Source organism: Ancylobacter aquaticus (assembly GCF_004339465.1).
In the GTDB taxonomy this organism is placed as follows: Bacteria; Pseudomonadota; Alphaproteobacteria; order Rhizobiales; family Xanthobacteraceae; genus Ancylobacter; species Ancylobacter aquaticus.
Genome location: NZ_SMFY01000002.1, coordinates 1,041,661 through 1,067,045, shown reverse-complemented (window position 1 = coordinate 1,067,045; position 25,385 = coordinate 1,041,661). Strand labels below are relative to the sequence as shown.

At 66.8% G+C, this 25,385-nt stretch carries 26 protein-coding genes; 9 read left to right on the top strand and 17 right to left on the bottom strand.

The features are described from left to right. Positions 1–110 precede the first annotated feature (110 nt). Positions 111–1,001: a branched-chain amino acid aminotransferase gene (locus EV667_RS14485; RefSeq protein WP_131836010.1), complete on the top strand. Its 891-nt coding sequence runs from the start codon at positions 111–113 to the stop codon at positions 999–1,001. Positions 1,002–1,165: 164 nt separating this feature from the next. Here the strand turns inward: EV667_RS14485 and EV667_RS14480 are convergent, their stop codons facing one another. From EV667_RS14480 to uvrC, 4 genes are all read right to left on the bottom strand, one after another. Beyond that, positions 1,166–1,624 carry a molybdenum cofactor biosynthesis protein MoaE gene (locus EV667_RS14480; RefSeq protein WP_131836009.1) on the bottom strand — a complete coding sequence of 153 codons (459 nt, stop codon included), beginning with the start codon at positions 1,622–1,624 and terminating at the stop codon, positions 1,166–1,168. Positions 1,625–1,639: 15 nt separating this feature from the next. Then, positions 1,640–1,891 (bottom strand): molybdopterin converting factor subunit 1, encoded by a 252-nt coding sequence (moaD, locus tag EV667_RS14475; protein ID WP_131836008.1) that lies wholly within the window; start codon positions 1,889–1,891, stop codon positions 1,640–1,642. Then, a complete protein-coding gene (gene pgsA / locus EV667_RS14470) occupies positions 1,888–2,529 on the bottom strand; it encodes a CDP-diacylglycerol--glycerol-3-phosphate 3-phosphatidyltransferase (protein ID WP_245516153.1) in 642 nt (213 codons plus the stop codon). Before pgsA ends, moaD begins: the two co-directional genes overlap by 4 nt. Before the next feature lie 143 nt (positions 2,530–2,672). Continuing rightward, positions 2,673–4,826, bottom strand: a complete 2,154-nt coding sequence (uvrC, locus tag EV667_RS14465; protein WP_131836007.1) for an excinuclease ABC subunit UvrC — start codon at positions 4,824–4,826, stop codon at positions 2,673–2,675. A 162-nt stretch (positions 4,827–4,988) separates the two neighbouring features. Here uvrC and EV667_RS14460 point away from each other — a divergent pair, with 162 nt between their 5' ends. Next, positions 4,989–5,924, top strand: a complete 936-nt coding sequence (locus EV667_RS14460; RefSeq protein WP_131836006.1) for a DMT family transporter — start codon at positions 4,989–4,991, stop codon at positions 5,922–5,924. An 18-nt stretch (positions 5,925–5,942) separates the two neighbouring features. Here EV667_RS14460 and EV667_RS14455 read toward each other — a convergent pair whose 3' ends face one another. Beyond that, a complete protein-coding gene (locus tag EV667_RS14455; protein WP_131836005.1) occupies positions 5,943–6,740 on the bottom strand; it encodes an SDR family oxidoreductase in 798 nt (265 codons plus the stop codon). A 377-nt stretch (positions 6,741–7,117) separates the two neighbouring features. Here EV667_RS14455 and EV667_RS14450 point away from each other — a divergent pair, with 377 nt between their 5' ends. Together EV667_RS14450 and EV667_RS14445 are read left to right on the top strand one after the other, a co-directional pair. After that, positions 7,118–7,729: an outer membrane protein gene (locus EV667_RS14450; protein ID WP_245516152.1), complete on the top strand. Its 612-nt coding sequence runs from the start codon at positions 7,118–7,120 to the stop codon at positions 7,727–7,729. A 355-nt stretch (positions 7,730–8,084) separates the two neighbouring features. Continuing rightward, on the top strand, positions 8,085–8,735 hold the full coding sequence (locus EV667_RS14445; protein WP_131836004.1) for an outer membrane protein: 651 nt from the start codon (positions 8,085–8,087) through the stop codon (positions 8,733–8,735). An 84-nt stretch (positions 8,736–8,819) separates the two neighbouring features. Here the strand turns inward: EV667_RS14445 and EV667_RS14440 are convergent, their stop codons facing one another. The 8 genes from EV667_RS14440 to EV667_RS14405 form a co-directional block, all read right to left on the bottom strand. Continuing rightward, positions 8,820–9,428 carry a glutathione S-transferase family protein gene (locus EV667_RS14440; protein ID WP_131836003.1) on the bottom strand — a complete coding sequence of 203 codons (609 nt, stop codon included), beginning with the start codon at positions 9,426–9,428 and terminating at the stop codon, positions 8,820–8,822. 99 nt (positions 9,429–9,527) lie between these two features. Continuing rightward, on the bottom strand, positions 9,528–9,743 hold the full coding sequence (locus EV667_RS14435; RefSeq protein ID WP_131836002.1) for a cold-shock protein: 216 nt from the start codon (positions 9,741–9,743) through the stop codon (positions 9,528–9,530). A gap of 115 nt (positions 9,744–9,858) precedes the next feature. Then, the gene (locus EV667_RS14430) at positions 9,859–10,734 is read right to left on the bottom strand and encodes a 23S rRNA (adenine(2030)-N(6))-methyltransferase RlmJ (protein WP_131836001.1); all 876 of its coding nucleotides are present in this window, start codon (positions 10,732–10,734) and stop codon (positions 9,859–9,861) included. A gap of 8 nt (positions 10,735–10,742) precedes the next feature. Next, complete coding sequence (locus EV667_RS14425) at positions 10,743–11,414, bottom strand: ribonuclease T2 family protein (RefSeq protein WP_165901614.1); 672 nt, start codon at positions 11,412–11,414, stop codon at positions 10,743–10,745. Then, complete coding sequence (locus EV667_RS14420; protein ID WP_131836000.1) at positions 11,411–12,031, bottom strand: hypothetical protein; 621 nt, start codon at positions 12,029–12,031, stop codon at positions 11,411–11,413. Before EV667_RS14420 ends, EV667_RS14425 begins: the two co-directional genes overlap by 4 nt. Before the next feature lie 96 nt (positions 12,032–12,127). Beyond that, positions 12,128–12,481, bottom strand: coding sequence for a cupin domain-containing protein (locus EV667_RS14415; protein WP_131835999.1), 354 nt, complete (start codon positions 12,479–12,481; stop codon positions 12,128–12,130). A 135-nt stretch (positions 12,482–12,616) separates the two neighbouring features. Continuing rightward, positions 12,617–14,233: a regulator gene (locus EV667_RS14410; protein WP_131835998.1), complete on the bottom strand. Its 1,617-nt coding sequence runs from the start codon at positions 14,231–14,233 to the stop codon at positions 12,617–12,619. Positions 14,234–14,306: 73 nt separating this feature from the next. After that, entirely contained in the window at positions 14,307–15,020 is a 714-nt protein-coding gene (locus EV667_RS14405) for a cysteine hydrolase family protein (RefSeq protein WP_131835997.1), read from the bottom strand. 275 nt (positions 15,021–15,295) lie between these two features. Here EV667_RS14405 and uvrB point away from each other — a divergent pair, with 275 nt between their 5' ends. After that, complete coding sequence (gene uvrB, locus EV667_RS14400; RefSeq protein ID WP_131835996.1) at positions 15,296–17,902, top strand: excinuclease ABC subunit UvrB; 2,607 nt, start codon at positions 15,296–15,298, stop codon at positions 17,900–17,902. A 26-nt stretch (positions 17,903–17,928) separates the two neighbouring features. Here the strand turns inward: uvrB and EV667_RS14395 are convergent, their stop codons facing one another. Further along, entirely contained in the window at positions 17,929–18,342 is a 414-nt protein-coding gene (locus EV667_RS14395) for a GNAT family N-acetyltransferase (protein WP_131835995.1), read from the bottom strand. Between the two features lie 107 nt (positions 18,343–18,449). Here EV667_RS14395 and EV667_RS14390 point away from each other — a divergent pair, with 107 nt between their 5' ends. Further along, positions 18,450–18,839, top strand: coding sequence for a DUF805 domain-containing protein (locus EV667_RS14390; RefSeq protein ID WP_131835994.1), 390 nt, complete (start codon positions 18,450–18,452; stop codon positions 18,837–18,839). A 62-nt stretch (positions 18,840–18,901) separates the two neighbouring features. Here EV667_RS14390 and EV667_RS14385 read toward each other — a convergent pair whose 3' ends face one another. Together EV667_RS14385 and EV667_RS22595 are read right to left on the bottom strand one after the other, a co-directional pair. Further along, positions 18,902–19,912 (bottom strand): Tim44 domain-containing protein, encoded by a 1,011-nt coding sequence (locus tag EV667_RS14385; RefSeq protein ID WP_131835993.1) that lies wholly within the window; start codon positions 19,910–19,912, stop codon positions 18,902–18,904. 280 nt (positions 19,913–20,192) lie between these two features. Beyond that, positions 20,193–20,366, bottom strand: coding sequence for a hypothetical protein (locus EV667_RS22595; protein WP_165901613.1), 174 nt, complete (start codon positions 20,364–20,366; stop codon positions 20,193–20,195). Positions 20,367–20,777: 411 nt separating this feature from the next. Here EV667_RS22595 and ppc point away from each other — a divergent pair, with 411 nt between their 5' ends. The 3 genes from ppc (at position 20,778) to EV667_RS14370 (ending at position 24,610) form a co-directional block, all read left to right on the top strand. Further along, positions 20,778–23,570: a phosphoenolpyruvate carboxylase gene (gene ppc / locus EV667_RS14380; RefSeq protein ID WP_131835992.1), complete on the top strand. Its 2,793-nt coding sequence runs from the start codon at positions 20,778–20,780 to the stop codon at positions 23,568–23,570. A gap of 6 nt (positions 23,571–23,576) precedes the next feature. Then, positions 23,577–23,870: a cupin domain-containing protein gene (locus tag EV667_RS14375; RefSeq protein ID WP_131835991.1), complete on the top strand. Its 294-nt coding sequence runs from the start codon at positions 23,577–23,579 to the stop codon at positions 23,868–23,870. Positions 23,871–23,977: 107 nt separating this feature from the next. After that, on the top strand, positions 23,978–24,610 hold the full coding sequence (locus EV667_RS14370) for an FMN-binding negative transcriptional regulator (protein WP_131835990.1): 633 nt from the start codon (positions 23,978–23,980) through the stop codon (positions 24,608–24,610). 6 nt (positions 24,611–24,616) lie between these two features. On the opposite strand, the gene EV667_RS14365 is transcribed toward EV667_RS14370, so the two are convergent. Then, on the bottom strand, positions 24,617–25,378 hold the full coding sequence (locus EV667_RS14365; protein ID WP_131835989.1) for a 3-keto-5-aminohexanoate cleavage protein: 762 nt from the start codon (positions 25,376–25,378) through the stop codon (positions 24,617–24,619). Positions 25,379–25,385: the final 7 nt, after the last annotated feature.

Genomic DNA, 25,385 nt, shown 5'->3' with positions numbered 1-25,385 from the left:
AGGCAAAGCGTTGCGCTCTCGCCTGACAGGCCGTAGCCACCATGCCGAAGGAAACAGAAGGGCTCCGGCGCCTCCCATGGCGCGTCGGCGCCCCGGTTGGGAGACTTACCATGGCGAGCGAACCTTTCGACAAACGCAGCGGTTGGATCTGGTATGACGGCGCCTTCGTGCCCTGGCAGGACGCGCAGGTCCATGTACTGACCCACGGGCTGCATTATGGCAGCTGCGTCTTCGAGGGCGAGCGCGCCTATGGCGGCGAGATCTTCAAGCTGGACGAGCACACGGCGCGGCTGAGGCACAGCGCCGAGCTCCTTGATTTCCAGATTCCCTATGGCGACGATGAGATCAACGCCGCCTGCCGCGAACTGCTGTCGCGGCAGAAGCTGGTCGACGCGTATCTGCGCCCCGTCGCTTGGCGCGGCTCAGACATGATGGGCGTCTCGGCGCAGAACAACCAGATTCACCTCGCCATCGCGGCGTGGGAATGGCCGAGCTATTTCGACCCCGCCCAGCGGCTAAAGGGCATCCGCATCGGCATGGCGAAGTACCGCCGTCCCGATCCGCTGACAGCGCCCTCGACCTCGAAGGCGGCCGGTCTCTACATGATCTGCACCATCTCCAAGCACGCAGCCGAGCGCGAGGGCTTCGCCGACGCGCTTATGCTTGACTGGCGCGGCCGCGTTGCCGAATGCACCGGCGCCAATGTCTTTTTCGTCAAGGACGGGGTGATCCACACACCGGAGGCCGATGCCTTCCTGAACGGCATCACCCGCCAGACGGTGATCGCGCTCGCCAAGAGGCGCGGCATCGAGGTGGTTGAGCGGGCGATCATGCCGGAAGAGCTGCCGAGCTTCGACGAGTGCTTCATCACCGGCACCGCGGCCGAGGTGACGCCGGTCTCCGAGATCGCCGGCCAGCATTTCCAGCCGGGCCCCGTCACCACGGCGCTGCTGGAGGACTACATGTCCGAAGTGCAGCCGAAAAAGGCCGAGGCGGCCTGAGGGCTGCGCAGAGCGCAGAATGAAAATGCCGGTCGTAGGGCCGGCATTTTTCGTTCGCGAGGTTCTTCCGTCATCAGCCCGATACGCCGGGATCGCCTCACATCTGTCGACGATCCCGGAGCGGCCTGCGGCCGTGCGCTATGACGATTCTCGGCGGGGAGGACCTAACCCCAGCGTTCGGCCGCCTCGTCGTCTTCGTCCTTGGCGGCGATCCAGCCGGTGCCGTCGTCGCGCTCTTCCATCTTCCAGAACGGTGCGCTCGTTTTCAGCCAGTCCATCAGGAACTGCGCCGCCTCGAAGGCGGCGGCGCGGTGGGCGGAGGCGGTGACAACGAGCACGATGTTGTCGCCCGGCACCATGCGGCCATAACGGTGGATGACCGTTGCGCCGATGAGCGGCCAGCGGGCGCGGGCCTGTTCGACCAGACGGCCGATCTCTTCTTCCGCCATGCCGGGATAATGCTCCAGCGTCAGGGCGATGAGCGGCGCGCCGCCCGGGGCGTCCTGCGCCCGGCAGAGGCCGGCGAAGGTGACGATCGCGCCGATATCGGTGCGCCCGCGCGCCAGGGCTGCGGCCTCGGTGGCGGCGTCGAAATCCTGCGCCTGTATGCGGACGGTGAACATCTCCGCCCTCCCGGTTCAGCCGCCCGTCATGGGCGGGAAGAAGGCAATCTCGCGCGCGGCGCCGAGCGCCGTGTCGGGCTTGGCGTGCCGGCGGTCGAGTGCCGCCCGCACGATACGCGGATTCTCGAAGGCATGGGCATAGCCTTCGCCACGCGCACCGAGAAAGGCGGCAAGCTCGGCGACGGTGGCGACGCCTTCCGGCAGATCGATGTCCTCCGCCTCGATGCCGATGCGCTCGCGCACCCAGGCGAAATAGAGCACCCTCACGTGTCGTCCCCGATCAGGTGCTGGGCACCGGCGCGGAAATAATCCCAGCCGGTATAAAGGGTCAGGATCGCCGCGATCCACAGCAGCCCGATCCCGAACAGCGTGATGCCCGGCACCAGCACATCGGCCGCCGGCCCGGCCAGCAGGACGCCCACGGCGACCAGCTGTGCGGTGGTCTTCCATTTGGCGAGGCGGGTGACGGGGACGCTGACCCGCAATTCGGCGAGAAATTCGCGCAGGCCCGATACGAGGATCTCGCGGCACAGAATCACCACCGCCGCCCAGAGCGACCAGCCGCGAATGGTGCCGTCCGAGGCGAGCATCAACAACGAGGCGGAGACCAGCAGCTTGTCGGCGATCGGGTCCAGCATGCGGCCGATGGCCGATTGCTGCTGCCAGGCGCGGGCGAGATAGCCGTCGAAGAAATCGGTGACGGCTGCAATGACATAGATGACAACCGCCACCCAGCGCAGCCAGACGCCGCCTTCCAGTATGTCGGACCAGAACAGGCAGGCCGCCACCAGCGGCACCGCTACGCAGCGGCCATAGGTGAGGAGATTGGGCAAGGAATAGGCGTGACCGCGAGTCACCTTGGCCGGCTCCCGTACCGTCTGCGGGTTTGATGCAACATCGACCATAGTGCGCCGGCTCCCTCACAGGCAGGTAAACACGCGAGCCAGCTACGTCAATTGCGTCGCGACCATTGCATTGCCTGCCGTGGCGTTTTCACGATGCGGCAAGGCTGTGGCCATCCCATGACGGGAATGGCCGGACAGACGCTTCATGTCGCTTTGGCATGAAAGAAGTCATAAACCGCTCGCGCCATCGCCGCGTTCACCCCGGGCACGCTCTCAAGATCGGCCAGCGAGGCACGCTCGATCGCCTTCAGAGTTCCGAAATGGTGCAGAAGCGCGCGTTTGCGCGTGGGGCCGATACCGGGAATTTCCTGCAGGCCGCTCTGGGTGATGTCTTTCTTGCGACGGGCGCGGTGGGAGCCGATGGCGAAGCGGTGCGCCTCGTCGCGCAGGCGCTGCACGAAATAGAGCACCGGGTCGCGCGGCTCCAGCCGAAAGGGCTCGCGGCCATCGGCATAGAAGGTCTCGCGGCCGGCATCGCGGTCCGGCCCCTTGGCGACGCCGACCATCGGCACGTCGGTGACGCCGAGACCGGCCAGGGTCTCGCGCGCCGCCTTCAGCTGGCCGGGGCCGCCATCGATGAGTAGCAGGTCCGGCCAGGTCGACGACGCGGCGGAGACTTCCTCCGGAGCTTCCCCCTCCTCGTCGGGGAAAGGCGGCTCGCCGAGCGGGTCGGGGAGGGCGAGGGCGTTGGCCACGTTCCGCGCGGTTTCTCCCTTACCCCAGTTCTCTTCCCGAGCGGGAGAGGGGGCCGCTTCCCCCGCGGAGACAGACGCGGTGCCGGCAGTAACCGCTCGCGGGTTCTCCTTCAGCAGGCGGGAGAAACGGCGGGTCAGAACTTCGCGCATCATGCCGTAATCGTCGCCGGGGGTCAGTTCGGTCGAGCGGATGTTGAACTTGCGGTACTGGCTCTTCGCGAAGCCCTCGGGCCCGGCCACGATCATGCCGCCCACCGCGTTCGACCCCATGATGTGGCTGTTGTCATAAACCTCGATCCGCCGGGGCGGCGCCTTGAGCGCGAAGGCGCGGGCGAGTTCCTCCAGCAGCCGGGTCTGGCTGGCGCTCTCCGCCAATTTGCGGCCGAGCGCCTCGCGGGCGTTCTGCAAAGCGTGCTCGACCAGTTCGCGCTTCTCGCCGCGCTTTGGCGCCGCGACTTCCACCCGGTGGCCGGCGCGGGTGGAGAGCGCTTCCTCCAATAGTTCGCGCTCGGCGATGTCGTGGCTGATGAGCACGAGGCGCGGGCAGGGCTTGTCCTCGTAGAACTGGGCGAGGAAGGATTCCAGCACCTCGCCGATTTCCAGCGCCCGGTCGGCGCGCGGATAGAGCGCGTGGTTGCCCCAGTTCTGGCCGGTGCGGAAAAAGAACACCTGCACGCAGGTCGCCCCGCCCTCCTGATGGATAGCGAATACGTCCGCCTCCTCTACTGAGCGCGGATTGATGCCCTGCGTTCCCTGCACGGCGGAAAGCGCGGCGAGGCGGTCGCGCAGGGCGGCGGCGCGCTCGAATTCCAGCTCGTGCGAGGCGGCTTCCATCTCGCGCGCCAGCTGCTCCTTCACCGCCTTGCTGCGGCCGGAAAGGAAGTCGCGGGCCTCGGTGACATAGGTGGCGTAGTCGGTGTGGTTCACCTCGCCGGTGCAGGGGCCGGCGCAGCGCTTTATCTGGAACAGCAGGCAGGGGCGGGTGCGGGCCTCGTAGAAGCTGTCCGAGCAGGAGCGCACCAGAAACGCCTTCTGCAGCGCGTTGATGGTGCGGTTCACGGCCCATACCGAGGCGAAGGGACCATAATAGTCGCCCGGCCGGTTGCGGGCGCCGCGATGCTTGGTGATCTGCGGCGAGACATGGTCGCGGGTGATGAGAATGTAGGGAAACGACTTGTCGTCGCGCAACAGCACGTTGAAGCGTGGGCGCAACTGCTTGATGAGGTTTGCTTCCAGCAGCAAGGCCTCGGTCTCGGTGCCGGTGGAGACGAATTCCATCTCGGAGGTGGCCGCCACCATCCGCATGATGCGCGCGGTCAGCCCAGTCGGGCGGGTATAGGCGACGATGCGCCGCTTGATGCTCTTGGCCTTGCCGACATAGAGCACCGCGCCGCCTTCGCCGATCATGCGGTAGACGCCGGGGCCGTTCGGCGCGTGCTTGATGGCGCGCGCAATGGCGGCGCGGCCCATGGCGACGGAGCCCGGCGCGGGCTCGGCCTCCTCGGCAAGGTCGGCAATGAGGGCTGTGTCCTGGTCGAGTTCGGCGATGTCGGCATCGTCGGCGTCGAGGTCGGGCACGTCGCGGGTCGGTCGGGCGATCATGAATCCCTAGATACGTATTTGCGGTCCCCGCGAACAGGGGGCGTAGCGTTTGCCGGCGCGTGTTCCCGCCATGGCACAGGGCGCGAAAATGCATCGGGCGTTGGCCGGCCATGCGCCGGCGCCCGGTGTCAGCGCTGGGAAAAGGGTCTAAGGGAGCGGACCATGTCCAGATCCGGCGATGCCGCTTCCCACCCGCCCGTGCCTCTGGCCGGCTACGCCTTTGGCGCCGCCGGGGCAATCCTGTTCGCCTCCAAGGGCATAATCATCAAGCTTGCCTATGCCGAGGGGATCGACCCGGAGACGCTGCTGGCGCTGCGCATGGCATTCTCGCTGCCCTTCTATCTCGCAATCGGCGCCTTTGCGCTGCTGCGGCTGCGCGGGATGGCCGAGCCGTTGCCGAGCGGCCGGCTGGTGGTGCAGTCCATGCTGGTGGGCGCGCTGGGCTACTGGCTGGCCAGCTATCTTGATTTCGCCGGGCTGCAATACACCTCCGCCTCGTTCAGCCGGCTGATCCTCTTCACCTATCCGATCTATGTCGCGCTGTTCGGCGCATTGCTGTTTAGCCAGCCGATCCGGCCGAAGGCGATGCTGGCCTTCGCCATCTGCTATGGCGGCCTGGCGCTGATCTTCCTGCAGAATGTCAGCGCCATGGGCTCCGACGTGGTGAAGGGTTCCGCGCTCGTGACGCTGGCGGCGATCAGCTTCGCGCTTTACCAGCTCTGCGCCCGTTCGTTGCTGCAACGGGTCGGCTCGGCCCTGTTCACCTGCATCGCCATGATCTCAGCCTCGATCATGGCGATCGGCCAGTTCGCGGTGATGCGGCCGGTCGAGGCGCTGATGGTGTCGCGGCATGGGCTGATGCTGGCGGTATTGGTCGCCATCGCCGCCACCGTGCTGCCGACATTCCTGATGAACGCGGCGCTCAAGCGCATTTCGGCGCAGGCTAATTCGATGATCAGCACAGTGAGCCCGGTGGCCACCATGGTGCTTGCCATGCTCTTCCTCGGCGAGACGGCCAGCGTCGCCGAACTTGCCGGTGCGGCACTGGTGATGACGAGCATCGGCTGGTTCACGCTGAGCGACGCGCGCAGGCGTTGACGGCCGGCGCGCTGACGGTCAGTCGTCCTCCACGTCCGGCGTGCGCCAGGCGAGGTGCTGGCCGCCATCGACCGCGATCATCTGCCCGGTGACGCTGGAGGCGCGGGCGAGATAGGCCACGGCGTCGGCGATTTCCTCCGGGCTCGGGCCGTGCCCGAGCAGCATTGAGGCGGACTGGCGGGCGAAGGCGTCGGCGCCCTGCCTTTCATTGGCAAGCGTCGGGCCCGGGCCGACGCCATTGACCCGCACGCGCGGGGCCAGCGCCTGCGCCAGCATCCGGGTCGCCGCCCACAGCGCCTCCTTGGTGACGCTGTAGGAGAAATAGGCCGGCGTCGGCTTCAGCACGCGCTGGTCGATGAGGTTGACGATGGCCCCCGACGCGCCTTCCGGCAACTGGGCGGCGAAGGCGCGGGCGAGTTGCACCGGCGCGCGCAGATTGACTGCCATGTGCCGTTCCCATACCGCAAGATCGAGCGCCTCGACGGTGTCGGGATGGAATTCCGAGGCGTTGTTGACCAGCAAAGAGAGCGGCCCCAGCGCCGCCACTACAGTGGGGATGACGGCGTCCACCGCCCCGGCGTCAGCGAGTTCGGCGACGATGACGGCCGCGCGCGCGCCCGTCTCCCTGATCGCTGCACGGGTCTCCTCGGCCGCCGGCCCGGCGCGGCGCACATGCAGGGCGATGTCGTAGCCCTCTTCCGCGAGGCGCAGGCTGATGGCGCGGCCGATCCGTACCGCGCCGCCGGTCACGAGTGCGACAGGACGGGCGGAGGCTGGGGAGCGGTCGGGCGCGGGCGGGGAGGCGGGAAGGGTCATCAGGTTCAGGCGCCGGGTCCGAGGGCAAGGGAGCGTGGCTTTGTGCCGCCCGGCTGACAATACGCCACGCGCCGGTGACTGGATGAGGATTGCCGCCGCTGATCGGGTATTTTCGTGCGGGCCGGCCCGGTCGCCTTTTATCGGCGCGCCGGTTGGCGGGGCACCTCTCCTTGTTGAATCACGTGAACCCGGCGGCAATGGAGAAATTGCGATCGGTATTCAAGTATACATGACGTATACTTTTCATTAAGCATAATGTATCCTTTCGGATTCTGACACTATTTCGGCCGCATCTTTATGGAATCGTCGAACTTATCCCAACAGCGGCGATGTCTGCTCGCCGGCTGGCAGGCTGAACCAAGATCCAGGAGACGATCATGAAGAACAGCATCCGCGCAGGTCTCGGGCTTTTGGCCCTGATGGCCGTTCCCGCCGCTGCGGCGGATATGTCCTATCCGGCACCGGCGGGGGTCGCCTATGAACCGACGCCGGTGTTCACCTGGACCGGCTTTTATCTCGGCGCCAATGCCGGCTATGGCTGGGGCACGGCAGATGCCTCGCCCGACATTGACGGTTTCCTCGGCGGTCTGCAGGCCGGCTACAATTGGCAGGGCAACGGCCCGCTGGTGCTCGGCGTGGAAACCGACATCCAGTATGCGGACCTATCGAGTTCGGTCTTCACGCTGGACTATTTCGGCACGGTGCGGGCGCGGGTGGGCTTCGCCTTCGACCAGTTCCTGGTCTACGGCACCGGCGGCTTCGCCTATGGTGGCGGCACGTATGAGCAACTCGGCCTTTCCAACGACCGCAACCATTTCGGCTGGACCATCGGTGCCGGCGCCGAATACGCCATCGGTGGCAATTGGAGCGTCAAGGGCGAGTATCTCTATGTCGACCTCGGCGAGGAGACCTATGCCAGCTATTTTGGCCCGCGCGATGTGGGCATGAGCACCAATGTGGTGCGCGCGGGCGTGAATTACCGATTCTGATCGGCGCGCGCCGGGTTTTTGCACCGAATCCGGCGCGCCCGTCCGTACTTCTGAAAGACTCCCTCGCCGGATTTGTGACATCAAAAACACACCCGACGACGATCTGACGGCGATCATGGCGAAAATGTTGCGCGTCCTGTGGTTTTATGGGTGTGGTATTTTGTGCGCCGATCCAGTTCTCAGAAGGCTTTGCGGGCCCTCGCGATGCGGTGGGCTTCCGGCGCCGGCGCCAAATGCGGCGGGGCTGCCCCAATCCAGCCCTTGGCATGCCCATCTGGGCTTCTAGTTCAGTCTCCGAGACGCAAGCCTTTCCTGGACGCCCTTCCCGGTTTCAGGATTCTTTCGGAGAATACCTATGAAGAAGATCATCTGCTCGGGCGTCGCCGCTGTCGCCCTTCTCGCCACGATGCCCGCCATCGCAGCCGACCTGCCGCAGCAGCAGTCCTACCCCACCAAGGCCGAGCCGATGTATGTCGAGCCGGCGTTCACCTGGACCGGCTTCTATCTCGGCGCCAATGCCGGCTATGCCTGGGGCTCGGGTGAAGGTGGCGGCGAAATCATCGGCCTCGACCCGTCGGGCTTCCTCGGCGGCGGCCAGATCGGCGTCAACTACCAGTTCGCGAACAACATCGTGCTGGGCGCCGAAGCCGACTTCCAGGGCTCGGACATCAAGGATTCCTACGCGGGCTTTGAGTCCAAGATGGACTATTTCGGCACCGTGCGCGCCCGCCTCGGCTACGCCTTCGGCAACGTGCTGCCGTATGTGACCGGCGGTCTGGCCTGGGGCCACACTGAAATCAGTGATAACTATCTCGGCCTGTCCTCGGACAAGACCCAGGTGGGCTGGACGGTCGGTGGCGGCGTGGAATACGCCCTCACTAACAACTGGACCGTCAAGGGCGAGTATCTCTACATGGATCTCGGCGAGGACTATTACGACAGCATCGGCTACAAGAGCGGCCTGACGTCCAACATTGTCCGCGCTGGCGTGAACTACAAGTTCTGACGCGCGCCTGACAGCGTCTCGACGACAAAGGCCCCGGATCGACGATCCGGGGCCTTTTTTGTTGTAGGAGCGAGGCCTGAGGGGTCAGACCTGCGGGGTCGTTGCCTCGAAAGCAGGCACACGCTCGGAAAAGGCGTCCAGCCAGGCGACCAGGGCCGGATGGCCGGCGCGCCAGGCGCCGGCAAAGCGCAGGTCGAGATAGCCGAGCGCGCAGGCCGCCGCGATCTCGCCGACATGCGCGGCGCCGCTGACCGGCAGCAGTTGCGGCGGCGCCGCCTCCAGCGCGGCAAGCCCGCGCGCCACCTTGCCCGCCTGATGGTCGAGCCAGCGGGCGCTGTGAGTTTCCGGGTCGCGGAAGCGGCTTTCATACATCTGCAGCAGAGCGGCGTCGGAAATGCCGTCACTGAGCGCCAGCATCGTCAGGGCCGTTACCCGCGCCTCGCCACTCGCGGGGATGAGCACGCCGCCGCCGGCCTGCGCATCGAGATAATCGATGATGACGCGCGAATCATAGATCGCCGGTCCGTCGTTGCGCAGCAGCACGGGGATCTTGCCGAGCGGGTTCTGCTCGCGCAGCGTATCGGCGGGATCGGAGGTGTCGGCCGGCAGGACATCGAGATGGATGTCGCACAGAATGGCGCCGATCTTGACCTTGCGCCCGAACGGGGACAGCGGGGAGGAGCGAAGCTTCATCGGGTCCGTCACCTGTTGAGGCCAGACGCCTGCGTGCCGGATGCCCGACGGCGTCTGCGCCCGGCCACGGCGGCGCCGCAGCTTCGGCCGGCAGGATTATCAGTCGGCCGGCTGGAGGTCGATGGCCTTTGGGCCCTTGCCGCGCTTGTCCGGCTCGATCTCGAAGCTCACGCGCTGCCCCTCCGCCAGCGTGCCGAGGCCCGAGCGGGTGACGGCGGAGACATGCACGAACACGTCGCGCCCGCCATCGTCCGGCCGGATGAAGCCGTAACCCTTATCCGTGTTGAAGAATTTGACGGTGCCCGTCGTCGCCATGCGCCTGCTCCCTACCTCGGATGGCCGCATCCATCCGCCGCTCGACTCTGCCCGTGCAGGGTGAAGCAAGACCGATGCCGGATAATGAGGGCGGAGAAGGTTCGGCGTTGCGGGATCAGCGTTCCGGAGTCAGCCAGCCGAGCCGTACACGCCCGGTGCCGTCGGTGGCAAGCACCGGGGCGAGGGCGCCGAGCACGGTGCGCAGTTCCTCAGCGAGGGTGAAGGGCGGGTTGACCACGATCAGGCCACAGCCGGTCATGGTGTCGGCTTGCCGGACGCTACGCAGGTCAAACTGGATGTTCAGCGTCTTGGGAATGCCGGCGCGCTCGATCTCGCGACGGAAGCCATCGACCGCCCGCACATCCTTGATCGGGTACCAGAGCAGATAGATGCCGCCGGACCAGCGGCGGTGGGCCTCCGCGAGTCCCTGCGCGAGGCGGTGGAACTCGCCCTGTACCTCGAAGGGCGGGTCGACCAGCACGACGCCCCGCCGCTCTTTGGGCGGCACATAGGCGTTGAGCGCCTGCCAGCCATCGGTCGCCAGAACCTTGGCCCGAACATCGTGGCCGATCGATTCTTCCAGTGCCGCCCGAACGCCGGGCTGGGTTTCGCACAGGAGCAGGCGGTCCTGGGCGCGGGTGAGCGCCTGGGCGATGAGCGGCGAGCCGGGATAGCGGGAGAGTTCCGTCGCCAGAGTCGCGTCGTCCGCCGCCGGCGGGTTCACCGCCCGCACGGCCTCGAGCCAGGGGGCGAGCAGTTCGGCGACCTGTGGGGTGAAGCGCGCGCGCAGTACCGCGCCGACGCCGCCCTCCCACTCGCCGGTGCGGCGGGCCTCGTCGCCCTGAAGGTCGTAGAGGCCGGCGCCGGCATGGGTGTCGATGACGCGATAGGCGGCATCCTTGCGCCCGAGATAGGCAAGGATGCGCGCCAGCACGACATGCTTGACGACATCGGCGAAATTGCCGGCATGGAAGGCGTGGCGGTAGTTCATCGGGTCCTCTACTTCGCGCCAGCGCTCTCGCGCAGCGGCGGCATCACCACCCGGCTGGCCCGGCAGGCGCGGCGGTTCACCTCCTCGCAGGGGGTGAAGTCGAGCGAGCGGTTGAGGCAGATGCGGACCTCGGTGAGGCGGCGGCTATCGCAGGCGACGGCGATCATATCCGACGCCAGCCCCGGATTGGCGGCACGAAAAGCGGCTTCGACCTCGCCGGGCGACACCATGCGGTAGTCGTCGATGCGGCGGAACGCTTCCGGGATGGTCACCCGCTCATAGGCGCGGCGGACCGTGGCGAAATAGGCGGCGGAATCGCTCCCCTCGCAGGTGCCGTGCTTGCGCCACTGGTGCAGCACCAGCCGGCGGCTCGGCATGATGTCGAGCACGGCGCGCAGCACCGGCTCGGGCACGAAGGGCGCGGGGGTGACGCAGCTTTCCGGCCAGCCGCGCCCATATTGCGGCCAGAGCCCGTGCACGACGAAGGCGAAGGGGCGCGCCCTCGCGCATTGCGCCGGCTCGGCGCGCGCGCCCATCGCCTCGCAATAGGATGGCGACCAGGAAAGGGCGAGCACGTAATGATCGAAGCGGCCCGGTTCACCCTTCTGCTGGGCGAAGGCCAGTGCCGGCCAAAGCAGCAAGGCGGCGAGGGCGAGCCCCGCTGCCCGCGCCAGTCTCACGGACGCGCCATGCGGCAGTTCGGGGCATAGGTCCAGGAGCGGTCGAAGCCTTCGACGCACCAGTCGACGCCCCATGAGGCCCCGAGGAACCCGCCATCCTCAATAATCGAGTACCACACCGTATGGTAGCGCGGGGCGCCATAGGCCTTGCCGACGACCTTGCCCACGGGCTTGCCGGTCGACGTGCCGTCATAGGGCCCGCTGCCATAGGCGCCGCTGCCATACGCGCCCTCGGTGCCGAAGCTGGGCGTGCCTTCGATGCCGGTGACGATGACCTCGGCGCGGCAATAGCGGCGCGGCATGTATTCCTCGCCCCAAGGCCGGAAGGCGATCTCGCGGACATGGTCAATGCGGTCGATGGTGAGGCTTGAATTCCAGAAGCGTGATTCGGTGGTGGAGAAATCCCGCTGGATCTTCGCGAGGGCGGAAGGCGTGTCGCAGGCGGGTACGTTGCCGCTGTAATTGGGCCCCGACATCCAGAAGTTCTTCTCGAAGAAATTGGCGGCCTGCGCGCTGGCGAGCGAGCCGGCCAGCATGCCGATGACGGCGAGGCCAGTGGCGGTCCGCGCCATGGCCCGCTTCGCCCGCCCAGTCGCACCCTTCATGTCGGCCCGCATCGCACTTCTCCTAAATCATGTGCGGCGAAGATGCGTCGCGCCCGCCGCGTGGTCAATGACGGCAAGGCCACACTTGGCCGGATTCCGGCACCGTACTCAGATGAGGCGGATGACATAGTGCTTGCGGGTGGTCTCGACGACTTCCCACACACCCTTGAAGCCCGGCCGCAGCGCGAAACTGTCGCCCGCCTTCACCGCCACCGGCGCCTCGCCATCCTCGTGCAGGATGGAGACACCGGTGAGGATGGAGCAGAACTCCCATTCCTCATAATCCACCCGCCAGGCGCCGGGGGAGGATTCCCATATGCCGGCGAACAGGGCGCCGTCGGGCAGCGTCTCGATGTTCCAGGTGAGATGACGCGGCGCGCCAGCGACGATGCGCTCGGCAAGCGGCGCGGTTTCCTCCGGTTCGCCAAGCGTGGCCGGATCGAAGGAAAGCAGGAACGACATGAACTACCTCGCAGGCGGGGCACAGGGCGGGAGCCGTCCGGCGACGGGCCGGAAACAAGAGCGGCGCGGACATCCTGAGGGATGTGCCGCGCCGTCTCAAGCTGCTTCGATACCCCCCAGCATCGAAGCAAAAACTCATTCCGCCGGTGCAGGCTGCGGCCCGTCCGCGGCCTGGAGGGCGGGTGCCTCCTCCAGCGCGGCATATTTCGCGCAGGCAAAGAGAAAGCCCGCAACGAGAAGGTAGGCGAATGCTACCGTCGGAGTCACGCCAAATCCGACGCTTTCCCCATGCATGAAGCCGAAAAAGGTGAGAACCGAGCCGGCAAGGGCAAACGCGGCGGCATTGACGAATTGCCGTTCCACTACGAACACGCCGATGGCGCCCAGCACCAGCCCGACCAGAATCGCGCCGCCGCCCATCACCTCCAGCCCGTGATAGAGCACGCCGACCTGCCCCAGCTTCTCCAGCCCGAGGACGGCGGCGGAGGTGCCGGCGACGCCGAGCGAATTGTCGATCAGCAGCTTGGCCCAGGCGGCAAGGTGCGGTGTGAGCGCCAGCACCACGGCCGGGGCGTGCTTGGACGGCGTGGTCTGGAACGCCTGCGCCCCGATCAGCATGCCGATGTACAGAAGGATCGGCGAGATGGCGACGACCGGGATCAGCGCCAGCAGCAGCGCGATGATGCCGAACCAGGACAGGATGATGACCATCAGCCCGGTGGCGGCGGAATAGCCGATGCGCCCGCCCATGGATTTCCAGCCGGGGTGGCCGATATAGACGGCGTTGATGAAGGGGTTGCCCATCAGGCAGCCGATCAGGCTAACCACGCCGTCGGCGGTAAGCACCCGGGTGGTGGGGTAGTGATCACCCGCCGCCTCGGCGCTTTCCACATTGTCCATCGCCTCGACCAGATCGTAGATGCCGAAGGGAATGGCGGTGACGAGGATGATGCCGAGATAATCGAATCCGTGGAACACATGGTCGAAGGCCGGCAGCGGCACGGAGAAGCCGAAATTGGTGAAGGCGGCGCCGACATTGTCGACGCTCATGCCGCCATAGTTCAGCCCGAACAGGTTCGAGCCCCAGGCGATGGCCATGCCGACCGCGATGGCGATGAGGCCGGCGGGGATGCCGCGCGGGTATTTCACCCCGCCGAACCAGCTCACCATGATGATGGCGAAGCAGGTGAGCCCGATCACCGGGGTGGCGAAGATCTCGAAGGCCGGCCGCATCGCGATGAAGGCGATGGAGACGCCCGCCAGCGTGCCGAGGAGGGCCGCGCGCGGGGTGATCCTGCGGATATAGGGCGCGACGAAGCCGCCGATCATCAGGATGAAGCTCTGGAAGAACACCCAGACGAGGCCTGCCTCCCAGCCCTGGATCGGATCGCCGGTGGCGGCGCCGATGGGCAGCATGATGACGAAGGTGACGACGAACATGTGCGGCACGGAAATGCCCGAGGGCAGCGCGCAGACGTCGTCCCGGCCGGTCTTCTTGGCCAATTGGTAGCCGAGCCAGGCGTAATAGACGGTGGAGAGGAACATCATCAGCCCCACCGCCGGCAGGATGCGGCCGAAGACAATTTCCGGCGGCATCTTCAGCACGAATTGCAGCAGGCCGGTCAGCACCAGCATGTTGACGAGGATGTTGGTGCCGAAGCCGAACAGGGCGTTCCAGTCGCCGGGCGTCCAAAGGGTCGGGCGCATGCCCGTGCGGGCGGGCGAGATCGGGGTCATTTCAGTCGCGGACATGCTCGGTATCCCTCAAGGACGAATGACGGGACGCGGTGAAAACGGCGACGGGCGCCGGACGCGGCAGACGGCATCAGGCGGCGCTGGCGGGCGCCGTGCTGTAGGTTCTGTCGTTGCCAAGCGCGGCCAGTAGGGCGGTGGAATCGGACACCCAGCCGAAGATTCCGCCCTGCGCCTTGATCATCTCCAGGCCGACGCGGTGGAATTCGGGGATGTAGGAGGCGCAGCAATCGGCCAGCGCCACGCAGCGATAGCCGCGATCATTGCCCTCGCGGATGGTGGTGTGGACGCAGACCTCGGTGGTGACGCCGGCGACCAGCAGCGTGTCGATGCCCCGGTTCTTCAGCATCAGTTCGAGGTCGGTCTGGTAGAAGGCGCCCTTGCCGGGCTTATCGAGCACCGGTTCGCCGGGGGCGGGGGCGAGTTCGGCGATGATGTCGTGGCCCGGCTCGCCGCGGATCAGGATGCGGCCCATCGGACCGGCGCAGCCGATGCGCGCCGTTGGCACGCCGCGCTCGACCTTGGCCGGGGGCGCGTCCATCATGTCCGGACGGTGGCCCTCGCGGGTGTGGATGACCAGCAGGCCGGCGGCGCGGGCAGCGGCGAGCACGGTCTGGCAGGGGGCGACGGCCGCCTGTAGCCGCGAGACGTCATTGCCCAGCGTCTCGCCGAAGCCGCCCGGCTCCAGGAAATCGCGCTGCATGTCGATAATGACGAGCGCGGTGCGGGCGGGATGGAAGGCCAGGGGGGCGGGTTCGGCGGCGAGCAGCGTCTCGGGCATGGGCATTCCCCGTCTGGAGCCAACCGCGAACGGCCTCGGCTCATATGCATACAATCGTGTATGCATCAGGCGTGCCAGTGATTATAAAATGTGCAAATTAGAGGTAAGTAGCTGATTTCAGGCGATGAACCGCATGAAGGCCGCTTTCGCCGCCGCTTCTCTTCTGCCTATCCGCGCGTCAGCTGATGCCCTTGCGGGCGCCGCCCGTGCGTGAGGGCCGCCCGCTGCACAAGCTGTCAGGAGGCCTTTGCGCCGACCGAATCTGACCCCATATTGCCGCCATGGCCAAAGCAGCACGTCCCGGCGGGTTTTCCGAGCGCTCCCAGCGCGCCTTCGAGCCCGCGCAATCCGCCACGCTCGATCCCGCACTCGCCGAGAAGCTCGGCGTGGCGCCGACTTCGGGCGCCTCCGCCACGGTTGCGGCGCTGTCGGCGCTGATCGAGGGCGGTCGCCCGGAGGTGGACGGCCAGCTCTGGGCGCCGCATCGCCCCGCGCGACCGGAAAAGTCCGAAGGCGGCGTGCGCTTCGAGCTGAAATCCGACTACACGCCCAATGGCGACCAGCCCGCGGCGATCAAGGAACTGGTGGCGGCGGCCAATGAGGGCGAGCGCGATCAGGTGCTGCTCGGTGTCACCGGCTCGGGCAAGACCTTCACCATGGCCAATGTCATCGAGCGCGTGCAGCGCCCGGCGCTGGTGCTGGCGCCGAACAAGACGCTGGCGGCGCAGCTCTATGGCGAGTTCAAGAGCTTCTTCCCCGACAATGCGGTGGAGTATTTCGTCTCTTATTACGACTACTACCAGCCCGAGGCCTATGTGCCGCGCACCGACACCTTCATCGAAAAGGAATCGTCGATCAACGAGCAGATCGACCGCATGCGCCATTCGGCCACCCGCTCTCTGCTGGAGCGCGACGACGTCATCATCGTCGCCTCGGTCTCCTGCATCTACGGCATCGGCTCGGTCGAGACCTATGCCTCCATGACCTTCAAGATCGAGGTGGGCGAGCGCATCGACCAGCGCGCCCTGCTCGCCGACCTGGTGGCGCTGCAGTACAAGCGCACCCAGGGCGATTTCGGCCGCGGCACTTTCCGGGTGCGCGGCGACGTGATCGAAATCTTCCCGGCGCATTACGAGGACCGGGCTTGGCGCATCTCGCTGTTCGGCGACGAGGTGGAGAGCATCCAGGAGTTCGATCCGCTGACCGGGCAGAAGTCGCAGGACCTAAAATTCGTCAAGCTCTATGCAAATTCGCACTATGTGACGCCGCGCCCGACGCTGATCCAGGCCATCCACGGCATCAAGGCCGAGCTGAAGCACCGTCTCGACGAACTGCACGCCATGGGCCGGCTGCTGGAAGCGCAGCGGCTGGAGCAGCGCTGCACCTTCGACATCGAGATGATGGAGGCGACGGGAAGCTGCGCCGGCATCGAGAACTATTCGCGCTGGCTCACCGGCCGCCAGCCGGGCGAGCCGCCGCCGACCCTGTTCGAATATGTGCCTGACAATGCGCTGATCTTCTGCGACGAGAGCCACGTCACCATTCCGCAGATCGGCGCCATGTATCGCGGCGACTTTCGCCGCAAGGCGACGCTGGCGGAATATGGCTTCCGGCTGCCGAGCTGTATGGATAACCGGCCGCTGCGCTTCGAGGAATGGGAGGCGATGCGCCCGCAAACGGTGCATGTCTCCGCCACTCCCGGCAAATGGGAGATGGAGCGCACCGGCGGCGTCTTCGTCGAGCAGGTCATCCGCCCCACCGGCCTGGTCGACCCGGAGGTCGAGGTGCGCCCGGCGCGCACGCAGGTCGATGACCTGCTTGGCGAGGTGCGGGCCACGGCGGCGCAGGGATACCGCACGCTGGTGACGGTGCTCACCAAGCGCATGGCCGAAGACCTGACGGAATATCTGCACGAGAACGGCATCCGCGTGCGCTACATGCACTCGGACATCGACACGATCGAGCGTATCGAAATCCTTCGCGACCTGCGCCTCGGCGCCTTCGACGTGCTGATCGGCATCAACCTGCTGCGCGAGGGTCTCGACATTCCCGAATGCGGGCTCGTGGCCATTCTCGACGCCGACAAGGAGGGCTTCCTGCGCTCCGAGACCTCGCTCATCCAGACCATCGGCCGTGCCGCGCGCAATGTCGACGGGCGCGTGGTGCTGTATGCCGACAACATTACCGGCTCGATGGAGCGGGCGATGGCGGAGACCGAGCGTCGCCGGGCCAAGCAGGTGGAATGGAATGTCGAGCACGGCATCACGCCAGAGAGCGTGAAGAAGGCGATCGGCGACATTCTCAACAGCGTTTATGAGCGCGACCATGTGACGGTCGATGCCGGTCTTTCCGAGGGCGCCGCCACCTATGGCAATAATCTCGCCACCGTTATCGCCGACCTCGAAAAGCGCATGCGCAAGGCGGCAGCCGATCTCGATTTCGAGCAGGCAGCGCGGCTGCGCGACGAGGTCAAGCGGCTGCAGGCCACCGAGTTGGCGATTTCCGATGATCCGCTGACCCGGCAGGACAGTGTCGACGACCGCACCGGCGGCTATCGCGGCGAGCGCAAATATGGCCGTTCCGCCAACATGCCGGAGAAAAAGGGCAAAGGCGGTGGCCGGGCGGGCAGCGGGCGCTCGTCGCCCGGGCACGTTTCCGGGGGGGCAGGGGCGCGCGCCGACGAGGCGCAGGCCGCCTATGAGCCGGGCGAGCCGCCCATGCTCGCGCCGCGCGCCGCCTCGCGCATCGTCAAGCCCTCGCTCGACGACATGGGGCCGGGGACCGACCGGACCGAGCCGTTGCGGGTGGAGGACTGGGTGCGGCCGGAGCGGCCCGACCCGATGACCAAGGGCTATCGCAAGGGCGGAAGGCGGGCACCGAAACGGTGAGGGGGCAGGCGCGCGCCTGCGGACGGTCAAAAGCGTTTCTTGAGCCAGATGCAGGCGTGGCCCGGCGGGTAATCTTCGATCTGGCCAAAGCGTGTGTAGCCGTGCTTCTCGTAGAATGCCGGCGCCTGGAAGCTGTAGGTTTCAAGATGGGCCCCCGTGCAGCCGCGCTCGCGGGCCTCCGTCTCGGCAGCGCCCAGCAGGGCGCTCCCCACGCCGCTACCGCGGGCCTCTGGCGACACCCACAGCCAGTCGATGTGCATCCAGCCGAAATAGGTGCGCGCCTTCAGCCCCGCCGTCGCCACGCCATCGTCGTCGCGGGCGATGACCCAAAGTTCCGACCCCTGCAACGGACCGGCTTTGGTCTCGTTGAAGATATCGAGGCCCCGGTCGATCCGTTCCCGCACCTCGGCACTCGGATCGGCTTCTACGGAAATTTGCATAGGCGCCTCCCTGCGATGAGCCCGCTGCCCTACCGAACGCGGGGCTGGCGTTGCGCGCCTTTCGTGCCAAGAATAGCGCGCACCGCCAATGGGGCACGGGGGAAGACATGACCTTCACGCAGTCGATTTCCAGCGTTCTCGGCAATTACGCCACCTTCACCGGACGCGCGCCGCGCTCGGAATATTGGTGGTTCATCGTGTTCTACATTCTGGTGAACATCGCTTCCGGCGTCATCGACACGGCCCTGTTCGGGGCATTCTCGCTGCTCACTTTTGGCGAGATTGGCGCCTTTACCCCTATCACCACGCTGGTCGGCCTGGCGTTGCTCATCCCCTCGATCGCCGTCGGGGTTCGGCGCTTCCACGACATGGACCGCACCGGCTGGTGGCTGCTGATCAGCCTCACCGGCATCGGCGTGTTCGTTCTCTTCTTCTGGTTCATGGTGAAAGGTACGCCGGGTCCGAACCGTTTCGGGCCGGACCCGCTGGAGTTCTGACACGCACGAAAAAGGGCGGCCCGGGGCCGCCCTTTCTAGTCGTGTGAGGAAATGAGGCGCGCTCAGCCCTGCTGGATGGCGCTCAGCTTCCAGTCGCCGCGCGCCGGGCGGGCGAAAGTCCAGAATTCCACCGCCTGCTCCACGCGGTCGGGGTCGCCCTGCACGACGCGGCCGGTAGCCTTGTCGAGCGTGACGTCCTTGAGTTCGTAGCGCATGGCGACGGTGGCGTATTCTGTGTCGCCTTCCGACCAGGCTTCCGACAGGTCGCCCTGAAGCAGCTTCACGTCGGTGATGCGGTTCTCCAGCCCGTCGCGCGCCATCTCGTCGAGTTCCTCGGCCATGTAGCCAGACATCTCGGGGGTGAGCAGGGCGGCCAAGGCGGGCTTGTCGGCGCGGCCATAGGCGGACTGAACCTCGGTAAGCGTGCGCTCGAAGATGTCGAAGTCCGAACCTTCCAGCTTGATCGGCTTGCCACGCGGGGCGGTGCCGAAGCCGGTGCGCGGTGCGGCGGTGCCGGTGGAGGCGCTACCCTGCGGAGCCGAGCCGGCGCCGTTCAGCGCGTCACGGTTCATCGCATTCCGGTTCATCGGGTCCGGACGGGCGCCGCCGGCATAGGAAGGCTGATTGCGCGAGCGCATCCAGCCCATCACCAGCCGCACGACGATGAAGATCAGCCCCACCTGAAGCAGCAGGCCGATAATGCCGGACAGGCTGCCGAGGCCGGAGAAGAAGCCCGAGCCCATCAGCAGGCCGAAAATGCCGGCGCCGAGCAGGCCGCCCATCAGCCCGCCCATGAAGCCACCGCGCATGAAGCCGCCGGACTGCACGCCCGGAGCGCGGGCGCCTTGTGCTGTTTGGGTTTGCGGGGCTGCGGAGCGCTGCAGGGGCTGGGCGGTGGGAGCGGTCGGCGTGGGGGCGGGGGTCGACCAGCTGCGCGTGCCTCGGCTGCCGAAGCTGCCGCTACGGCCGGCGCGGGCCTCGGCGAAGTCGGCGGCCACCAGAACACCGGCGGCAACGAACAGGGCGCCAATGACAAGACGCAGGGCGACGGGACGCAGACGCAGGAATCGCAAGGGCTTGGCCTCTCATGGACGGTTCGGGCGATAGTTGCCGCAACGTCATCCATATGGGAAGTAAGCGCCTTGAATCTAGTCCCCTCGCGCGTTATCCGGCGTCTTTCGGACGTGCCGACCGGGGGCGGGCCGGCACGAAACGGCGCTTTCCGCGCGGCACACAATTCCGTGAAGACGGATGCGGAGCGGCGGCAAACTCACTGCGGGAACTGCTGCATTCTCAAGCTGCAGGATACCCGCGGAGTGCAGGGTCGATCGTCCGGCGATACGCAGGCCAGCGTCAGAAGCCGAGCTGCGATTCGATGGCGGCGATGGAGCCGACCGGAGCGTTTGCCAGCTTCTTCTCCCGCCCGTCAGTGGGACGCAGCGGCGAAAGGGCGCCGGCATAGGAGGCCTTGGGCTGGGAAGCGGCGAGGGGGGCCTGAACCTCGGTACGGTTCATGACGGGGGACATCTCAAATTCCTTCCTGATACGCTTACGCTGACTTTACCAACGGCCTGACGGCCGGCTTGTTCATTCGCCCGGCCTTCCGGCCGGTCTTCCGCAGACGCGCCGCCGACAGCGACGTCCTGCATGCCCCTATTCATAAAGCCCCAACCCTGAAGCTTTCCTGAGCACGGTGTTCATGCTGGCGGTGGATTCGTTCACAATCGGGGCGGCTCTGGGGCAATTGGACGATACTTGCGGGCTGTGTCGCCGCAGCATCACCTGCTCCCGCAGGGGCGGTCGCGTCGACGGCCCCTGGCCGGACGCGGCGGTTTGGCGCCCCCGATTACCCCGCGAGCCGGGGATAAGGGCACCCGCATGGGTGTCATCGACGGCATGCTAATTGCTAAGTTGGTCTACGCCTTAAGGAGTATCGCCATGTCCGTTGCCCTCACCATCGCCCTCTCCGATGCCGAACCCGAAGTCGATGGCGAGCTCGACCTCTCCCTGCGCGAGGACATCCGCATGCTCGGCCGGGTGCTGGGCGACACGCTGCGCGACCAGGAAGGCGAGGCGATCTACGAGCTGGTGGAGCATATCCGCCGCGTTTCCACGCGCTTCCACCGCGAGGAAGACGAGGGCGCCCGGCACGAGCTCGAGGCGATCCTGAGCGACCTCGGGCCGGACCAGACGATCTCGATCGTCCGCGCCTTCTCTTATTTCTCCCACCTCGCCAACATCGCCGAGGACCAGAACGTCATCCGGCGGATGCGGGCGGCGGCGGCCAACGGCACCTGCGCCGGGCCTGCGACGGTGGCGCGGGCGCTGGAGCGTGCGCGCGAGGCGGGCATTTCCACCGCCGATCTGCGCGCCTTCTTCGACACCGCGCTGGCTAGCCCGGTGCTGACCGCGCACCCCACCGAGGTGCGCCGCCGCTCCACGCTGACGCATGAGATGAAGGTGGCGGAACTGCTCGCCGACCGCGCCCGCCGCGACCCCACGCCGGAGGAACAGGAACTGGCGAGCGCCGAGCTGCGCCGGCGGGTGCTGATGCTGTGGCAAACCAATCTGCTGCGCCGGACCAAGCTGACCGTGCTGGACGAGGTGGCGAACGGTCTTGCCTATTACGACTACACGTTCCTGCGCCAGCTGCCCTCGCTCTATGCGGCGCTGGAGGACCGGCTGGCCGACATGGAAGGGAGGGAAGGCGAGGCGCCGGAAATCGCCTCCTTCGTGCGGATGGGCAGCTGGATCGGCGGCGATCGCGACGGCAACCCCTTCGTCACCGCCGAGGTGACGCGCGAGACCATGCGGATGCAGAGCGCACAGGCGGTGCGGTTCTATCTCGAAGAACTGGACAGCCTCGGCGGCGAACTGTCCATCAGCACCATCCGGGTGAGCGTGTCGGACGACCTGCTGGCGCTGGTGGACGCTTCGCCCGACCTGTCGCCGCACCGGCGCAACGAGCCCTACCGTCTCGCCGTCACCGCCATCGCCTCGCGCCTGCGCGCCACCGCCTTCCGGCTGGAGATTGCCGACCTGCTGGGCCTCACCGTGATGCCGCAGGCCCGGCCTTATGCCTCCGCCGCCGAATTGCGCGCCGATCTCGACATCATCGATGCTTCGCTCAAGGCACATAAGTCCGGCGTCATTGCCGGTGGCAAGCTGCGCGCCCTGCGGCGGGCGGTGGACAGCTTCGGCTTCCACCTCGCGGTGCTGGATTCGCGGCAGAATTCCGATGTGCATGAGCGCTGCGTGGCCGAGCTGTTCGAGGTTGCCGCGCCCGGCACCAACTACAAGGCGCTGCCCGAGGGCACCCGCGTCGCCCTGCTGCTGCGCGAACTGACCACCGCCCGGCCGCTGACCTCGCCCTTCGCCGCCTATTGCGACGAGACGGTGGGCGAACTCGCCACGCTGCACACCTGCGCCCGCATCCACCAGAGCTTCGGCCCTGAGGCGATCCAGACCTGCATCATCTCCAAGGCCGAGAGCGTCTCGGACATGCTGGAACTGGCGCTGCTGCTGAAGGAGGTCGGGCTGGTCGATCCCGCCGGGTCTGCGGCGGTGAACATCGTGCCGCTGTTCGAGACCATTGGCGACCTGCGCAACGCCGCCAAGGTGATGGAGCAGATGTTCCGCCTGCCGGAATACCGCAAGCTGGTCGACAGCCGGGGCGGCGTGCAGGAGGTGATGCTCGGCTATTCCGACAGCAACAAGGATGGCGGTTTCCTCACCTCCGGCTGGGAGCTCTACAAGGCCGAGATCGAGCTGATCGAGGTGTTCAAGCGCCACGGCGTGCGGCTGCGTCTTTTCCACGGGCGCGGCGGCTCTGTCGGTCGCGGCGGCGGGCCGAGCTATGACGCCATCCTCGCCCAGCCGGGCGGGGCGGTGCAGGGGCAGATCCGGATTACCGAGCAGGGCGAGATCATCTCGTCGAAATACTCCAACCCGGCGGTCGGGCGCGGCAATCTCGAAATCCTCGCGGCGGCGACGCTGGAGGCCACGCTGCTCTCCGGCGACGACATGGCCCCGCGCGAGGAATATCTCACCGTGATGGAGGCGCTGTCTGACGCGGCGTTCGCCGCCTATCGGGCGCTGGTCTACGAGACCCCTCGCTTCGAGGATTATTTCTGGGAATCCACCGTCATCAACGAAATCGCCACGCTGAACATCGGCTCGCGCCCGGCCTCGCGAAAGAAGACGCGGCGGATCGAGGATCTGCGGGCCATTCCCTGGGTGTTCTCCTGGGCGCAGTGCCGGCTGATGCTGCCGGGCTGGTATGGCTTCGGTACCGCAGTGCGGGCCTGGCTGGAGGCGCATCCCGACGGCCTGAAGCTGCTGCAGGAAATGTATCGGGAGTGGCCGTTCTTCCGCACCCAGCTCTCCAATATGGACATGGTGCTTTCCAAGAGCTCCATCGCCATCGCCTCGCGCTATGCCGCGCTGGTGGAGGATGTGGAACTGCGCGAGAGCATTTTCGGCCGAATCCGAACGGAGCATCAGGCCGCCATCGACGCGCTGCTGTCGATCTCGGAGCAGCCCAAGTTGCTCGGCACCAACCCGCTGCTGGACCGCTCGATCCGCGCGCGCTTCCCCTATATCGATCCGCTCAACCATGTGCAGGTGGGCCTGCTGCGCAAGTACCGCTCCAGCGACACCGACGAGAAGGTGCTGCAGGGCATCCAGCTGACCATCAACGGCATCTCGGCCGGGCTGCGGAACTCGGGGTAAGACATCATGGCGTTCGCCTGCACGATACCGGCCGTTCCCACCTTGCTGGCCGATGACGCGCGCGTGCGGATCACGCGCTGGGATTTCGCCCCCGGTGCCAACACGGGCTGGCATGAGCACGCGATGGACTACTCCATTGTCTTCGTCACCGACGGGCTGATGGAGATCGACGTGGACGGGACGGTGACGCAGGTGGCCATGGCGGCCGGCGCCGCCTATTCGCGCCCGGCCGGCATACGCCACGATGTGCGCAACGCCGGCGACGCGCCGATGAGCTTCGTCGAGGTGGAGATGAAATAGGCCGGGTTGGCGCGCTGCAGCTGCATGCGCCATCGCCCGGTTCCTGTCGGGCGATCCCGAGGTATGCTGCGGGGAATCCTCCGTAGCCGCCTCTCCCCGGGTCCACCATGTACACGCCTCCTGCCTTCCGCGAAGACGACCCCGTGCTCCTCCGGCAGATCATGCGCGCAGCGCGGCTGGCGACGCTGGTCACCGCCACCGCCGAGGGCATGCTGGCGACGCCGCTGCCGCTGTTCCTCGACGAAAGCGAAGGCGAGCACGGTGTGCTCCACGGCCATGTCGCGAAGGCCAACCCGCAGTGGCGAGCGCCGCCGATCGGCGAGGCGCTGGTGCTGTTCGGCGGCGCGGATGCCTACATCACGCCGAGCTGGTACGCAGCCAAGCAGGAACATGGCAAAGTGGTGCCGACGTGGAATTATGAGGCGGTGCATGCCTATGGCGCGGTTGAGTTCTTCGACGACCCCGCCCGCCTGCTCGATGCCGTCACGCGCCTCACCGCGCTTTACGAAGAGCCCCGTGCCGAACCCTGGGAGGTGAGCGACGCGCCGGAGGCCTTCATCGCCGCGCAGCTCAAGGGCATTGTCGGCGTGCGGCTGCCGATTTCCCGTATCGAGGGAAAACGGAAGATGAGCCAGAACCGCCCGGAGGCCGACCGCGAGGGCGTGGCGGCCGGGCTGGCCGAAAGCGACCGCCCGAGCGACCGGCAGGTGGCCGCAATGATCCCGACGGCGGGGAAGTAAGTCCGCTCACGCCCCCGCCAGCGGCGGCACCGATTCCGGCGGCAGGTTCGGGGGCACGCGGGCGAGGCGGAAGGCGGCCTTGATGAGGGCGGCATTGTCCTGCGCCTCGGTGCCATCGGGCAGATGCTTGCCGTCCTCCAGCCCGATGCGGCCGTCGAGACCGCGCATCAGCGCGTCCTGATAGAGCGGCCAGACGCCGGCATCCAGACCGTGCTGGAGCACGGGGACATCGAGGCTGGCGCGCGCCAGCACCTTGCGGATGGCGGCGGCGACCTTGAGCCCTTCCTCGACATCTTGCTCATTGATCTCAATGAGGATGCGCAGGCACTTCTTTGCATCGGGCAGCGTCGTGAAGCGCTCGGCATCGGCCACCGACCACAGCCCCGCCTCGACGCCGATCCCGCGCGAAAGGGCGAGCGCGATCATGTCAGGCGCGTCATCCTCGATCAGGTTGACCGAGACATAGTCCGGCAGCACCTGCCACGCCTTCACCGCCTTGAGCCGCGCCGCTCCGCCCGGCGCGATGCCTGCATGGGTGGACAGGCCGATGGGGATGCCCGGCGCCTTGGCGCGGATCGCCTCGATCGCGGCGGCGACGTGTGCGGCGTCTAGCGTTTCAGTGCCCGAGGGATCGCGCGGGTGCAGGTGAAGCTCGCTCGCCCCGGCGGCGACCACGGCAACCGCATCCGCCGCGAGGCGCGCGGGAGTGAGCGGGGTGTAGGCATGGAACGCGCTCTCGCGTGATCCGTTGAGGCAGGCTTGCAGCATTGCGGTC

Excerpts from the sequence above, each read along its gene's own strand:
- EV667_RS14450 (WP_245516152.1), top strand. The coding sequence starts at position 7,118 with ATGAAGAACAGCATCCGCGCAGGTCTCGGGCTTTTGGCCCTGATGGCC.
- EV667_RS14455 (WP_131836005.1), bottom strand. The coding sequence starts at position 6,740 with ATGACCCTTCCCGCCTCCCCGCCCGCGCCCGACCGCTCCCCAGCCTCC.
- EV667_RS14390 (WP_131835994.1), top strand. The coding sequence starts at position 18,450 with ATGACCTTCACGCAGTCGATTTCCAGCGTTCTCGGCAATTACGCCACC.
- EV667_RS14410 (WP_131835998.1), bottom strand. The coding sequence starts at position 14,233 with ATGTCCGCGACTGAAATGACCCCGATCTCGCCCGCCCGCACGGGCATG.
- EV667_RS14480 (WP_131836009.1), bottom strand. The coding sequence starts at position 1,624 with ATGTTCACCGTCCGCATACAGGCGCAGGATTTCGACGCCGCCACCGAG.
- EV667_RS14440 (WP_131836003.1), bottom strand. The coding sequence starts at position 9,428 with ATGAAGCTTCGCTCCTCCCCGCTGTCCCCGTTCGGGCGCAAGGTCAAG.
- EV667_RS22595 (WP_165901613.1), bottom strand. The coding sequence starts at position 20,366 with ATGTCCCCCGTCATGAACCGTACCGAGGTTCAGGCCCCCCTCGCCGCT.
- EV667_RS14435 (WP_131836002.1), bottom strand. The coding sequence starts at position 9,743 with ATGGCGACGACGGGCACCGTCAAATTCTTCAACACGGATAAGGGTTAC.
- EV667_RS14365 (WP_131835989.1), bottom strand. The coding sequence starts at position 25,378 with ATGCTGCAAGCCTGCCTCAACGGATCACGCGAGAGCGCGTTCCATGCC.
- EV667_RS14485 (WP_131836010.1), top strand. The coding sequence starts at position 111 with ATGGCGAGCGAACCTTTCGACAAACGCAGCGGTTGGATCTGGTATGAC.
- EV667_RS14395 (WP_131835995.1), bottom strand. The coding sequence starts at position 18,342 with ATGCAAATTTCCGTAGAAGCCGATCCGAGTGCCGAGGTGCGGGAACGG.
- EV667_RS14415 (WP_131835999.1), bottom strand. The coding sequence starts at position 12,481 with ATGTCGTTCCTGCTTTCCTTCGATCCGGCCACGCTTGGCGAACCGGAG.
- EV667_RS14370 (WP_131835990.1), top strand. The coding sequence starts at position 23,978 with ATGTACACGCCTCCTGCCTTCCGCGAAGACGACCCCGTGCTCCTCCGG.
- uvrC (WP_131836007.1), bottom strand. The coding sequence starts at position 4,826 with ATGATCGCCCGACCGACCCGCGACGTGCCCGACCTCGACGCCGACGAT.
- EV667_RS14405 (WP_131835997.1), bottom strand. The coding sequence starts at position 15,020 with ATGCCCATGCCCGAGACGCTGCTCGCCGCCGAACCCGCCCCCCTGGCC.
- uvrB (WP_131835996.1), top strand. The coding sequence starts at position 15,296 with ATGGCCAAAGCAGCACGTCCCGGCGGGTTTTCCGAGCGCTCCCAGCGC.
- EV667_RS14460 (WP_131836006.1), top strand. The coding sequence starts at position 4,989 with ATGTCCAGATCCGGCGATGCCGCTTCCCACCCGCCCGTGCCTCTGGCC.
- ppc (WP_131835992.1), top strand. The coding sequence starts at position 20,778 with ATGTCCGTTGCCCTCACCATCGCCCTCTCCGATGCCGAACCCGAAGTC.
- EV667_RS14375 (WP_131835991.1), top strand. The coding sequence starts at position 23,577 with ATGGCGTTCGCCTGCACGATACCGGCCGTTCCCACCTTGCTGGCCGAT.
- EV667_RS14445 (WP_131836004.1), top strand. The coding sequence starts at position 8,085 with ATGAAGAAGATCATCTGCTCGGGCGTCGCCGCTGTCGCCCTTCTCGCC.
- EV667_RS14430 (WP_131836001.1), bottom strand. The coding sequence starts at position 10,734 with ATGAACTACCGCCACGCCTTCCATGCCGGCAATTTCGCCGATGTCGTC.
- EV667_RS14420 (WP_131836000.1), bottom strand. The coding sequence starts at position 12,031 with ATGCGGGCCGACATGAAGGGTGCGACTGGGCGGGCGAAGCGGGCCATG.
- pgsA (WP_245516153.1), bottom strand. The coding sequence starts at position 2,529 with ATGGTCGATGTTGCATCAAACCCGCAGACGGTACGGGAGCCGGCCAAG.